Below are 11,510 nucleotides of genomic sequence, written 5' to 3' on the forward strand. Positions count from 1 at the left end.
ACGGGATGCATTTTTTATGTCGATACGTACAGAACGTAAAACACAAATTAGGCAAGCCATTGTTGATAAAGTATTAGAGCTGACATTTCATGGGCAATCTTTTAGCAACATTAGTTTAAGACAACTTGCCCGCGAAATTGGCGTCGTTCCCAGTGCGCTCTATCGTTACTTTAAAGATAAAGACGAACTTGCACAGGTACTCATTGACCATGTGAGTTTACTCATCAAAAGTACCTTATTTCAGTTCCGTTTACGGTTTATTTCTGATCCTAACGAAACACCTGAACAACGGATGGCTATGTTTTTTGGCGTCATCGAAAGTAATGCGGCTTATTGGCATTTTTTTATTGCAGAGCGTTGGGGTGGTTACACTATTTTAGAGGAAATTATTCAACTCGATGCGGTTGATTTAATGAATGATTTTATTAAAGACCTCAACCGTTTACCTGACTACCAAAATGTGCCTGCACACGATATTAATATGTATGCAGAATTGGTATTGCAACTATGTTTTACATGGTCAATGGATTGGATTGAGTTGTGTCGTACAGAGCAAACACCAATCGCTTTAAAAAAGAAAAAACGCTTTGTTCAAAACTGTTCGCAAAAAGTTACGTTCTTAAAAAATGCACTCAATGCCACAACATAAAAAAAGCACATCAATTGATGTGCTCACTCATTATTTCTTTTCTTTACGTTCTTTATCAATTAAATAGTTCATGACTTTTACAACGCGTTCATTTTCACCTTGCACCATGTATTTTCCATCAATCACAACTGCAGGTACACCCAATAATTGGAACTGCTGTGCAAGTTTGTTCGATTCTGCAACTTTAGTACTCACGGCAAAAGAATTGTAAGCATTATTAAATTGGCTTTCTGATACACCATATTTAGTAAAGAATTTTGCTGCCGACTGTTGATCAAAAATTTGCTGATTTTCAACATGAATCGCATGAAATAATGGAATATGTGTTTTTGAACGTACCCCTAACAATTCAGAAGCATAGTAAGTTCGTGCACCTGACTCCCAAACAGGATTCATTGCCGCAGGAGAGCGAACAAATGTAATATCTTTTGGCATACTTTTTAACCACTTTTGCATATGTGGTTCTAATAAAAAGCAATGTGGACAGCCATACCAAAAAAATTCACGCACCTCAATTTTACCCGCAGGCGAAGGTGAAGGATTTTTAATTACGGTATAGTCTTTCCCTGCTACAAAATCTTCTGCCATTGAAGGAGCAGAAAATGCCATAACTGTTGCAGCCAACCCACTTATCATAAATTTTTTCATGAACTGTTTTTTTCCTTTTTCAAGCCTATATAGCCTAGCGCATAAATATAAAATATCTAGCGCAGAAACGTCTTGTTTATGTGAACTTTTTTACAGCTTTTATCACTTTTATTGTAATACACGCTACACTAGAAAACTTAAAATAAAATATACAATCAAGGTGAAATAGATGTCAAAACCTAATGTTGATCCTCAAGAAATTGCTAAGTTTGAAGCCCTCGCAGCCAAATGGTGGGATCAACATTCAGAATTTCGTCCCCTACATCAAATCAATCCATTGCGTCTCAATTGGATTGATGAAAAATCACAAGGGCTCACCAATAAAAAAATCCTAGACGTCGGCTGTGGTGGTGGTATTTTGGCAGAAAGCATGGCACGCCGTGGTGCAGATGTCTTAGGGATTGATATGGGCGAAGCCCCTCTTGCAGTTGGTCGCTTACATGCCGAACAAGAAAACGTTAGCAATATTGAGTATCGTCAAATCCCTGTTGAAGAACTTGCAGAAGAACAAGCAGGACAATACGACATTGTGACCTGTATGGAAATGCTTGAGCATGTTCCTAATCCTGCCTCTATCATTGAAGCATGCAAAAAATTAGTAAAACCTAACGGATTGGTATTTTTCTCAACCATTAACCGTAATCCAAAAGCTTATTTGTTTGCCATTATTGGTGCAGAATATGTATTGCGTATGCTTCCTAAAGGGACACATGACTATCATAAATTTATTCGCCCATCAGAACTTGCACACGATATACGCCAAGCAGGCTTAACCCTAAAAGACATGACAGGCTTACATTACAACCCACTGACTAAACACTATTGGCTTGCCCCAAATGTTGATGTGAACTATATGGTGTATACGCAAAAAGGTGATGTATGAAAGCTGTTTTATTTGATTTAGATGGAACACTTATTGATACCGCTGCCGACTTTGTACGCATCATTCAAAACATGTGCCGTGAAGAAAACAAACCCGTTGTAGATGCCGATACCATCCGCCGCCAAGTTTCTGAAGGCGCGCGTGCCATGGTCAAATTGGTTTATCCTGAACTTACAACAGATGACCAAACATTTTTAGCTCATCGTCAGCGTTTTTTAGACCTATACCAACAAGACTTGGCAGTGGATACGGCGTTATTTCAAGGCATGGAAACGCTTTTACAAGATTTAGAGCAACGTCAAATTCCATGGGGTATTGTGACCAATAAACCACGACACCTTACCGAACTATTATTAAAAGCATTGCAACTTGATGAGCGTTGTGCAGTATTGGTCTGCCCTGAAGATGTAAAACAAGCTAAGCCACACCCAGAACCTATGTTTTTAGCTGCAAAACAGATTGATATTGCACCTGAACATATTATTTATGTAGGCGATCATCCGCGTGATATTGATGCAGGACGCAGTGCCAATATGATCACTATTTTAGCTGCTTACGGCTACTTACCACCTGATGCAAAAGATAATTTACAAGCATGGCAAGCCAATAAAATTGTACATAATGTTCAACAATTACACGATGAAATTTGTACATATTTATGCTAAAAAATTAATACAACAATAAAGAGGTGTCCCATATGAAACTATCAGAATACCAACCTCGTTCAGACCTGCTCAAAGATAAAGTTATCTTGATTACAGGTGTGGGAGATGGAATTGGAAAAACTGCTGCACTAAGCTATGCCTTACACGGTGCAACCGTTGTTTTACATGGGCGCTCTTTAAATAAACTTGAGGTCATTTATGATGAGATTGAAAGTCTAGGTGCGCCTCAACCTGCTATTTTACCATTACAAATTTCAAGTGCGTCTCAGCGTGATTATGAATTTTTAGTACAAACGCTTGAGCAACAATTTGGACGTTTAGATGGTGTACTGCATAATGCAGGAATTTTAGGTGACCGTGTCCCTTTAGCAGACTATGACCTACAAACATGGGATGAGGTTTTTGCTGTAAATTTACGCGCTCCGTTTGCGCTTACTCAAGCCCTTCTGCCCTTATTGGAAAAATCTACTCAAGCGTCTGTAATCTTTACAAGCTCTGGTGTGGGACGTGAAGCACGTGCTTTATGGGGTGCTTATAGTGTCTCTAAATTTGGCGTAGAAGCACTCAATCAAATTTTTGCTCAAGAAAATACACATCCAAATATCCGCTTTAACTGCATTAATCCCGGTGCTACACGTACCGCTATGCGTGCCAAAGCCTATCCTCAAGAAGACCCACTGTCTCTACCAACACCTGAACAAATTATGCCTGCTTATTTATATCTGATGGGTGAAGATAGCTTACATCTTAATGGACAAAGTTTGGATGCTCAAAATTAAGACCTATTTTATAATTAAATTGATTAAATATATAAACTTAACAATTGAAATATAAATAAACTGAATTGAATAATCTCCACAATTTCTCTTTAATTCTTATATAAAGTGGTACTAATACGTTTAAGTTAAGGTGCCACATGCCCAAAATGTTAATCTCTGTATTAGCATTTATATTTAGTCATGCCTTTGCTGAATCCACACAGATGGTTATACCATTTGATGAACAACAAAAAGGATTAGCAAGATTAAGAACATTTCAATGGCGAGTTGGGTTTATTTTACCGCAACATTATCGAAATGATCATTACAAAATAAAAGCGCAAAATACGGGACGACTGTTTGAAAAACCAAAAGATTGGTACTATGTGCAACACACGTGCATTTTAATTAATCAAGAGAACATCATTATTGAGGTTAAAAAAGCACCCTAGAGTGCTTTTTAAGATAATTGAATACTTTGTTGTCCTGCAGGAGTAACTTTAAAAATTTCAACTTCAAAGGTAATATTTTTACCTGCCAAGGGATGATTAAAGTCTACTTCTGTAGTGTCATCATTTACTGATTTTACAACACCAAACAAGCTAGATTTTGCTTTATCTTCAAATTCAATCATATGCCCAATGGTTGGACGCTGTTCAAATTTTACCGTATCAAAACGTTGTACATTTTCAGCATTCCAAACGCCAAACGCCTCAGAGGGCGATAAATGGACTGTACGGCGATCGCCTGCACGTAAACCAAATAGTGCTTTTTCAAAATCAGGCAATAAACTACCGTCACCTACCACAAGGCTTACAGGTGTTTCACGACTACGTGTATTGTCAATTTCAACACCATTTTCTATCGCAACAGAAAAATGTAAATCAACTTTTGCACCTTGTGTAATGCGGGTTTCTTCATTTGGAGAAATAATATTACTCATCCACTTTACCCTGTTTACGCTTTTTTTCTAAAAAGAAGGTATCAATTAACAATAAAATAGTACCTACTGTAATGGCACTATCTGCAATATTAAATGCAGGAAAATGATGATTTTGATAGTACACATGAATAAAATCGACTACGTACCCTAAAGACACCCGATCAATTAAATTACCCAATGCACCACCTAAAATAAGTGCAATTGCTGCAGGCAGTACTTTCAATGTTTTTGGCATACGAATTAGCCAAAACGCAAAAATTAAAGATACAGCGCCTGCAAGTCCCATGAATAAGTAGCGTTGCCAACCACCTGCATCAGATAAAAAACTAAATGCAGCACCATAGTTATGCAACAGTGTCCAATTTAATGACGGCAAGACTGCAACAGGATCGGCATAGTTTAGATGGGTACTTGCTAAATGCTTTGTCCATTGATCAATCACAATGGCAAGGGCAGAAAGCCCAAGCCACATTGTGTTTGATAAACTAAATTTGCCTTTAGTTTGGTTAGGCATATTTTCTCTCTTCACCTGCGCCACTTACGTTGACGATACAGCGTGAGCATAAGCCAGGATGATCTACATGTGTGTTTACATCTGGTAAAACATGCCAGCAACGTGCACACTTTTCACCTTCAGCTGCTGTTACACGTACGCGCAAACCTTCGACATCTGTTGCTTCGCCTTCTTCAGCAAACGCATTTACTTCTACTTGAGATGTAATCAATACAAAACGTAATTCATTTTCAAGTTTATTAAGTACTGTTTGCAGTTCAGGCTGTGCCCAAAGTTCTACTTTCGCAGATAAATTACCACCCACTGCTTTAGCATTACGTGCAACTTCAATTTGCTTGTTTACCGCTGCTTTTACGCTAAGCAATGCGTGCCAATCTGCATCTGTAATACTGTTTTCTTGCGTTTTTGGTAGATCGTACCATTCTTGCGTAAATACATATTTTTGTGACTGCTCAGGAATGAGTGCCCACGCTTCTTGTGCAGTAAAGCTTAAAATTGGGCTCATCCAACGTACAAATGCTTGTACCACATGGTACAACGCTGTTTGTGCAGATAAGCGTGCTTGCGAGTCAGCTTTTGTCGTGTATTGACGATCTTTAATGATATCTAAATAGAAACCACCTAAATCGTTAATACAGAAATTAGTTAATGCACTACATACTGCATGGAAGTTCATATCTTCGTATGCTTGAACAATCACCGCTTGAACTTCATTGGCACGTTTTAAAATGTACTGATCTAAGGCAATCAATTGATTTGCAGGCATTAAATCTGTACTTGGTTTAAAGCCATTTAAGTTGGCAAGTAAAAAACGTACCGTATTACGAATACGACGATAGCTATCACTTACGCGGTTAAAGATTTCTTTAGACGCTGCAATTTCATAACGGTAATCGCTTGATGCCACATATAAACGTAAACCATCAGCACCTAATTGCTTAATAATTTCTTCTAAAGGAATGTAGTTGCCTAAAGATTTAGATAACTTGCGTCCTTTTTCATCTACCGTAAAGCCATGTGTTAACACAGTTTTGTACGGTGGACGGTTATGAATTGCCATAGATGTGAGTAACGAAGATTGGAACCAACCACGGTGTTGATCTGAACCCTCTAAATACAAATCAGCAGGGCTTTGTAAGTCTTCACGTTGTTCTAAAACAGCATAATGTGTTGTACCCGAATCAAACCATACATCTAATGTATCGCGTACAGCACGGTATTGCTCTGCATCTTTACCTAAGAAATCTTTGGCATCACGTGTAAACCACGCATCAACCCCTTCTTGTTCAATCAGCTTTGCCACTTCTTCCGTTAATTCGGCAGTACGTGGGTGCAACTCATTGGTGTCTTTATCCACAAAAAATGGAATTGGCACACCCCAAGTACGTTGGCGTGAGATACACCAATCAGGACGACCATCCACCATCGATTCAATACGTGCTTGACCCCATTCGGGTACAAATTTCACATCATTTTCGATGGCATTTAAAGCACCCTGACGCAACCCATTTTGATCCATACTAATGAACCATTGTGGCGTTGCACGGAAAATAATAGGCGTTTTATGACGCCAGCAATGTGGGTAGCTATGACGGATTGGTTCATGCGCCCATAAGTGCCCTGCTTCGCCTAATGCAGCAATAATTTTTGGATTGGCTTTATAAATATGCTCATTTGGAAATAATGGCGATGTTGGTAAATAAACACCATTAGAGCCCACAGGGTTTTCTACCGCTAAACCGTACTGTAAACCAACCTTGTAATCGTCTACACCATGACCAGGAGCAGTATGTACTGCACCCGTACCACTTGTTGCAATCACATGCTCACCCAAAATAATAGGCACTTGACGTTCTGCAATCAATGGATGTTGAAGCAATAATTTTTCGATTTTATCGCCTGTAAAATCAGCTAAAACTACAGGATTTTCTAATTTGTAACGCTCACAAGCAGATGCAACCAAATCTTTAGCTAAAATTAAGTTGTGCGTACCACGGTCTGTTTGAACTTGTACCAATTGATATTCGATGTCTGCATGTACAGATACGGCTTGGTTAGCAGGCATTGTCCAAGGTGTGGTTGTCCAAATTACAATATCAGTTGCGTCTTTAACTTCTACATCTAAACGTGCAGATAAATCAGCTAAGTCAATCACACCAAAACCAACATCAATGGCGTCTGATTTTTTGTCTTCGTATTCTACTTCTGCCTCTGCAAGTGCAGAACCACAGTCTAAACACCAGTTAACAGGTTTAAGTCCCGGCTGAATGTGTCTGTTTTTTTGGATTAGTCCTAATGCACGAACAATATCGGCTTCTTGCTTAAAGTTCATCGTTAGGTATGGGTTTTCCCAATCACCTAAAATACCCAAACGTTTAAAATCTTTGCGCTGTAAATCAACTTGTTCTAACGCATATTCACGGCAATGCTTACGGAATGTCGTTGCATCAACTTTATCGCCCACTTTACCAATTTTTTCTTCTACTTTAAGTTCAATTGGTAACCCATGGCAGTCCCAACCTGGTACATAAGGTGCATCAAAACCATCTAATGTACGGCTTTTTACAATAATATCTTTAAGTACTTTATTAACGACATGTCCAAGGTGAATTTGTCCATTTGCATACGGAGGACCATCATGTAATACATATTTTTTCTTGCCAATACGCGACTCACGAATTTGCTGATAAATATTATCTGCGTACCACTCTTCTAACCATTTTTGTTCACGTACTGCTAAATTTGCTCTCATTGCAAATTCAGTACCCGGTAGGTTTAGCGTGGCTTTATAGTCCACTGCATTTTCAGGGGTTTGCTTATCGCTCATGCAAGTTGCTTCCAATATCGGCAAATGAGTCTGTGACTCGTTAAATTAATCTTGATTTAAAGGTGATGTTTTGTGTTGTTTACGAAATTCGCAAAGTTGCACTACATCATCATGAATTCCTGTTTTTAATGCTTCAAGTGAAGGATAATTTTTTTCACCATGTAAATAGTTCAAAAATGTCACACGCATTAGTAAACCATACAGATTAGCAGAAACATCAGGAAAATGTACCTCTAAACGCCACTCAGGATATTCTTGTTGAATGGCAGGACGTGTACCTACATGCCCAGCACCAAATACACTCTCCACGGTATATCCTTTAATTCCTTTTTTATGTGGGTGTTGTTGTACTTTATCAAGCAAAGATTCTGTTTCGCAAATCACTTCAACGCCATAAATCCCATTTAAACAAGGCTTATGACGGTTTAATGCCACATTAATCGTTGGAAAATCAAGGGTTCTACCAAGTTTATCACCATGTTGCACACGCCCAATAATACTATACGGACGTCCAAGAAGTTTTTGTGCAAGTTGTAAATTGCCCTGCTGTAATGTTTTACGTATCCGTGTTGAACTTACACGTTCTTGATTAATTGTGACCGTTTTAATATTCGTTACATTAAAGCCAAAATCTTTTAAAAACTTACTATTACCTTGTCGATCTTTACCAAAATGAAAATCATCGCCTAATACTAAATCTTTTGCATTTAGTTGTTCTTTCAAAAGTTTTGCAAAACTGTCTGCTGTTTGACTTCTAAATTGCTCATTAAATTGAGCAACTGCAACATAATCAATACCAAGCTCTTTTAAATACTCTACTTTTTCACGTAAAGAACTAATACGAGGTGGCGCATCATAACCTTTAAAAAACTCGAGTGGTTGTGGCTCAAAAATCATGACCAAGGTTTTAAGTTGTTTTTGCGCTGCAATTTTTTGGAGTTGCTTAATCATAGCCTGATGCCCAAGATGAACACCATCAAAATTACCAATTGTTACGGCTGTTTGGGGTAAACCTTTTAATGTACAGAGGGCATTCAAACGAAGTAATTTCATGGAAATTAAAGCAATCCTCAAAGATAGTAAGCGTTATATTTTGCCATATTTTTGTGCTGACGTTGTTTTTTTATTAAAGGCGCATAAAGTAAGATACGTTTGTAAAAAACGTATTACTTTATGTTGTAGATTCAGTTATTTTGGCAAACAACCATTTAATAGCATTTGTACTGTATGCTTTAAAGTTCTTTGATGAAAGCTTTTATTTTTTAGTGTCTTACCCGTTAATGCTTCAAATTGCGCGCTAAAATCCGCATAACTTTGTGTAATTGCCCAAATATTAAAAACAAATAGTTCGGGGTCAATATCTATCGAAATTTTGCCTTGTTCTTGCCACTGTACAATCACTTTAAGTTTACGTTTAAAATGTTTCTTAATTGAACCTTTAATGATGTCATGAATATAAGGTGCATCTTGAATAATTTCTAAGGCAAAAAGTTTAGATGCTTTAGGGTTCTGCTTAGAAAATTCAATTTTTTGTTCAATATAATGCGTCAGCATTTCTTCAGGATCTGCTTCAACATTAAATATTTGAAGAGGCTCTAACCATTTTTGTAAAACAGAGGTTAATACTTCTATATAAAGTGCCTCTTTGTTTTCAAAATAATAAAATATATTCGACTTATGCATATCTGCAAGCCGAGCAATTTCATCTAAACTTGCCCCAGCAAAACCATATACAGAGAATACATCTAATGCTGCATTTAAAAGTTGATTACGTTTTTGCGTACTTTTCTTAAGCTCCATATGCGTAACCTAAATTAAAAATATAGTTTAGATTTTATTAGAAAATTAATGAGTTTTGCATATAAAATTTTAAGTTATTTTCATCAGCAAATCAGCAAATCAGCAAATCAGCAAATCAGCAAATCAGCAAATCAGCAAATCAGCAAATCAGCAAATCAGCAAATCAGCAAATCAGCAAATCAGCAAATCAGCAAATCAGCAAATCAGCAAATCAGCAAATCAGCAAATCAGCAAATCAGCAAATCTATTGTTTTAAATACAGAGTATTAGTAAAGTCTTTTATAACAATTTTTTAAATACTTGGGAATTACGCTGATAGTTATATAGTGCTTGTCTTGCGCTGGGGAGCTCATGCACTGAAGATACTTGAAAGCCTTGTTCTAAAAACCAATGGGCTGTGCGCGTTGTTAACACAAAAAGTTGCTGTATACCATGTTGTTTGGCTTTATCTTCTAAGAATCCTAAAATTTGAACAGCTCTATTAGATTTTCGATAATTAGGATGTACTGCAACACATGCTAACTCAGAAGACGTTACTTCATTTTTTAAAGTTTCGATGGGATATAAGGCCGCGCAAGCAAGAATCGTTCCATCCCGCTCTATCACTGCAAATTGCTCTATTTCTTGTTCTAATCTTTCACGTGATCGATAAACTAGAATTCCTTGCTCCTCTAAAGGACGCAGTAAATTCATTAAACCACCGACATCTTCAATACTTGCCATTCTTACATTTTCATAATGGGCATCCGTGATCATTGTTCCTATACCATCACGAGTAAATAACTCTTGAATCAATGCACCATCTTGTTGAAATGGCAAAATATGAACGCGTTTTACACCATTTAATGCTGCTTCTTTAGCTGCTTCAAAGCATGGGGCTAAATTTAAAAAATTATAATGATCAAATTGAGCGGGTGAGATCTCTTTAATTAACATGCCACTAGCATCTTTTAAAACATTTTCTTTATTTAAGAAAATTAGTTTATCTGCTTTTATTTTTATAGCAGTTTTTGTTGCGACTTCTTCAGTAATTAAACTGAAAATTTCTCCAGTAGTTGAATAACCTATAGAACTTATTAAAACAATATTATTTTCATCTAATAGTTTAGTAATTGCTATTACATCAATACTCCTCACCTCTCCCGATAACTCAAAGTCAATTCCATTATGAATTCCAAAAGGTTTAGCGGTTACCAAATTTCCAGATACTACATCTATTCTAGAACCAAACATGGGTGAGTTAGCTAATCCCATAGACAATAGTGCTTCAATTCTCATACGTGTAGAACCCATTGCACTCATAACACTAGGTAAAGTAGATCTTTTAACAAGCCTACGACCATCAATGAAATTATTTTCTAAGTTACTAATTTTTATATAGTTATTAATTTGAGGTTCTGCGCCATGAATAAGAACTAAACGGATACCTAAAGAATGTAACAGAGCTATATCATGAATAATTGTACTAAAGTTTGGATGTTCAATCGCTTCTCCATCAATCATGATGATAAAAGTCTTTTGACGGTGTGCATTTATATAAGGTGCTGAATGACGAAACCAATGTAGAGATTCCATTGAATTATCTGATTTAGTCATTCTTTCTCTCATAAAAATAGTTTTAGTTAAGAATTATAACAAACTCTTTAAATTTATTTAAATTATAGGCATAAAAAAAGCCCCTCATTGAGGGGCTTTAGAATAATGAGCTGGCGATGACTTACTCTCACATGGGTAACCCCACACTACCATCAGCGCAAAGAGGTTTCACTTCTGAGTTCGGGAAGGGATCAGGTGGTTCACTCTTGCTATGGTCGCCAGCACAA

The 11,510-nt window shown here is 37.1% G+C and carries 13 protein-coding genes and 1 rRNA gene; 6 read left to right on the forward strand and 8 right to left on the reverse strand.

Annotated features, from left to right (window positions below):
* Positions 1-16: 16 nt before the first annotated feature.
* Positions 17-649, forward strand: a complete 633-nt coding sequence (locus tag PCI70_RS10035; protein WP_269915198.1) for a TetR family transcriptional regulator — start codon at positions 17-19, stop codon at positions 647-649.
* A 30-nt stretch (positions 650-679) separates the two neighbouring features.
* Here PCI70_RS10035 and PCI70_RS10040 read toward each other — a convergent pair whose 3' ends face one another.
* The gene (locus PCI70_RS10040; RefSeq protein ID WP_269915199.1) at positions 680-1,297 is read right to left on the reverse strand and encodes a thiol:disulfide interchange protein DsbA/DsbL; all 618 of its coding nucleotides are present in this window, start codon (positions 1,295-1,297) and stop codon (positions 680-682) included.
* A gap of 169 nt (positions 1,298-1,466) precedes the next feature.
* On the opposite strand from PCI70_RS10040, the gene ubiG reads away from it, so the two are divergent.
* The 4 genes from ubiG to PCI70_RS10060 all read left to right on the forward strand — a co-directional run bounded on the left by ubiG (position 1,467) and on the right by PCI70_RS10060 (position 4,055).
* Positions 1,467-2,180: a bifunctional 2-polyprenyl-6-hydroxyphenol methylase/3-demethylubiquinol 3-O-methyltransferase UbiG gene (gene ubiG, locus PCI70_RS10045; RefSeq protein WP_269915200.1), complete on the forward strand. Its 714-nt coding sequence runs from the start codon at positions 1,467-1,469 to the stop codon at positions 2,178-2,180.
* A complete protein-coding gene (locus PCI70_RS10050; protein WP_269915201.1) occupies positions 2,177-2,845 on the forward strand; it encodes an HAD family hydrolase in 669 nt (222 codons plus the stop codon). The genes ubiG and PCI70_RS10050 overlap by 4 nt, the downstream gene beginning before the upstream one ends.
* A 32-nt stretch (positions 2,846-2,877) precedes the next feature.
* Complete coding sequence (locus tag PCI70_RS10055) at positions 2,878-3,624, forward strand: YciK family oxidoreductase (protein WP_269915202.1); 747 nt, start codon at positions 2,878-2,880, stop codon at positions 3,622-3,624.
* A 137-nt stretch (positions 3,625-3,761) separates the two neighbouring features.
* Complete coding sequence (locus PCI70_RS10060) at positions 3,762-4,055, forward strand: hypothetical protein (protein WP_269915203.1); 294 nt, start codon at positions 3,762-3,764, stop codon at positions 4,053-4,055.
* An 8-nt stretch (positions 4,056-4,063) separates the two neighbouring features.
* Here PCI70_RS10060 and PCI70_RS10065 read toward each other — a convergent pair whose 3' ends face one another.
* From PCI70_RS10065 to PCI70_RS10085, 5 genes are all read right to left on the reverse strand, one after another.
* Positions 4,064-4,546, reverse strand: coding sequence for an FKBP-type peptidyl-prolyl cis-trans isomerase (locus PCI70_RS10065; protein ID WP_269915204.1), 483 nt, complete (start codon positions 4,544-4,546; stop codon positions 4,064-4,066).
* A complete protein-coding gene (gene lspA / locus PCI70_RS10070) occupies positions 4,539-5,060 on the reverse strand; it encodes a signal peptidase II (protein WP_269915205.1) in 522 nt (173 codons plus the stop codon). The genes PCI70_RS10065 and lspA overlap by 8 nt, the downstream gene beginning before the upstream one ends.
* Positions 5,053-7,887, reverse strand: a complete 2,835-nt coding sequence (ileS, locus tag PCI70_RS10075; protein WP_269915206.1) for an isoleucine--tRNA ligase — start codon at positions 7,885-7,887, stop codon at positions 5,053-5,055. Before ileS ends, lspA begins: the two co-directional genes overlap by 8 nt.
* A gap of 45 nt (positions 7,888-7,932) precedes the next feature.
* The gene (gene ribF / locus PCI70_RS10080; protein WP_269915207.1) at positions 7,933-8,940 is read right to left on the reverse strand and encodes a bifunctional riboflavin kinase/FAD synthetase; all 1,008 of its coding nucleotides are present in this window, start codon (positions 8,938-8,940) and stop codon (positions 7,933-7,935) included.
* A 135-nt stretch (positions 8,941-9,075) separates the two neighbouring features.
* Positions 9,076-9,687: a TetR/AcrR family transcriptional regulator gene (locus PCI70_RS10085; RefSeq protein ID WP_269915208.1), complete on the reverse strand. Its 612-nt coding sequence runs from the start codon at positions 9,685-9,687 to the stop codon at positions 9,076-9,078.
* A gap of 48 nt (positions 9,688-9,735) precedes the next feature.
* Here PCI70_RS10085 and PCI70_RS10090 point away from each other — a divergent pair, with 48 nt between their 5' ends.
* Positions 9,736-9,957 (forward strand): hypothetical protein, encoded by a 222-nt coding sequence (locus PCI70_RS10090; RefSeq protein ID WP_269915209.1) that lies wholly within the window; start codon positions 9,736-9,738, stop codon positions 9,955-9,957.
* Positions 9,958-9,966: 9 nt separating this feature from the next.
* Here the strand turns inward: PCI70_RS10090 and argA are convergent, their stop codons facing one another.
* Both argA and rrf read right to left on the reverse strand, forming a co-directional pair.
* Positions 9,967-11,295 (reverse strand): amino-acid N-acetyltransferase, encoded by a 1,329-nt coding sequence (gene argA, locus PCI70_RS10095; protein WP_269915210.1) that lies wholly within the window; start codon positions 11,293-11,295, stop codon positions 9,967-9,969.
* Between the two features lie 96 nt (positions 11,296-11,391).
* Positions 11,392-11,506: ribosomal RNA gene (gene rrf / locus PCI70_RS10100) — 5S ribosomal RNA — on the reverse strand.
* Between the last annotated feature and the right edge of the window lie 4 nt (positions 11,507-11,510).

Source organism: Acinetobacter sp. HY1485, assembly GCF_027568475.1.
Lineage (GTDB): Bacteria > Pseudomonadota > Gammaproteobacteria > Pseudomonadales > Moraxellaceae > Acinetobacter.

Excerpts from the sequence above, each read along its gene's own strand:
- ribF (WP_269915207.1), bottom strand. The coding sequence starts at position 8,940 with ATGAAATTACTTCGTTTGAATGCCCTCTGTACATTAAAAGGTTTACCC.
- ubiG (WP_269915200.1), top strand. The coding sequence starts at position 1,467 with ATGTCAAAACCTAATGTTGATCCTCAAGAAATTGCTAAGTTTGAAGCC.
- ileS (WP_269915206.1), bottom strand. The coding sequence starts at position 7,887 with ATGAGCGATAAGCAAACCCCTGAAAATGCAGTGGACTATAAAGCCACG.
- lspA (WP_269915205.1), bottom strand. The coding sequence starts at position 5,060 with ATGCCTAACCAAACTAAAGGCAAATTTAGTTTATCAAACACAATGTGG.
- PCI70_RS10060 (WP_269915203.1), top strand. The coding sequence starts at position 3,762 with ATGCCCAAAATGTTAATCTCTGTATTAGCATTTATATTTAGTCATGCC.
- PCI70_RS10065 (WP_269915204.1), bottom strand. The coding sequence starts at position 4,546 with ATGAGTAATATTATTTCTCCAAATGAAGAAACCCGCATTACACAAGGT.
- PCI70_RS10085 (WP_269915208.1), bottom strand. The coding sequence starts at position 9,687 with ATGGAGCTTAAGAAAAGTACGCAAAAACGTAATCAACTTTTAAATGCA.
- PCI70_RS10040 (WP_269915199.1), bottom strand. The coding sequence starts at position 1,297 with ATGAAAAAATTTATGATAAGTGGGTTGGCTGCAACAGTTATGGCATTT.
- PCI70_RS10035 (WP_269915198.1), top strand. The coding sequence starts at position 17 with ATGTCGATACGTACAGAACGTAAAACACAAATTAGGCAAGCCATTGTT.
- PCI70_RS10055 (WP_269915202.1), top strand. The coding sequence starts at position 2,878 with ATGAAACTATCAGAATACCAACCTCGTTCAGACCTGCTCAAAGATAAA.
- PCI70_RS10050 (WP_269915201.1), top strand. The coding sequence starts at position 2,177 with ATGAAAGCTGTTTTATTTGATTTAGATGGAACACTTATTGATACCGCT.
- argA (WP_269915210.1), bottom strand. The coding sequence starts at position 11,295 with ATGAGAGAAAGAATGACTAAATCAGATAATTCAATGGAATCTCTACAT.
- PCI70_RS10090 (WP_269915209.1), top strand. The coding sequence starts at position 9,736 with ATGAGTTTTGCATATAAAATTTTAAGTTATTTTCATCAGCAAATCAGC.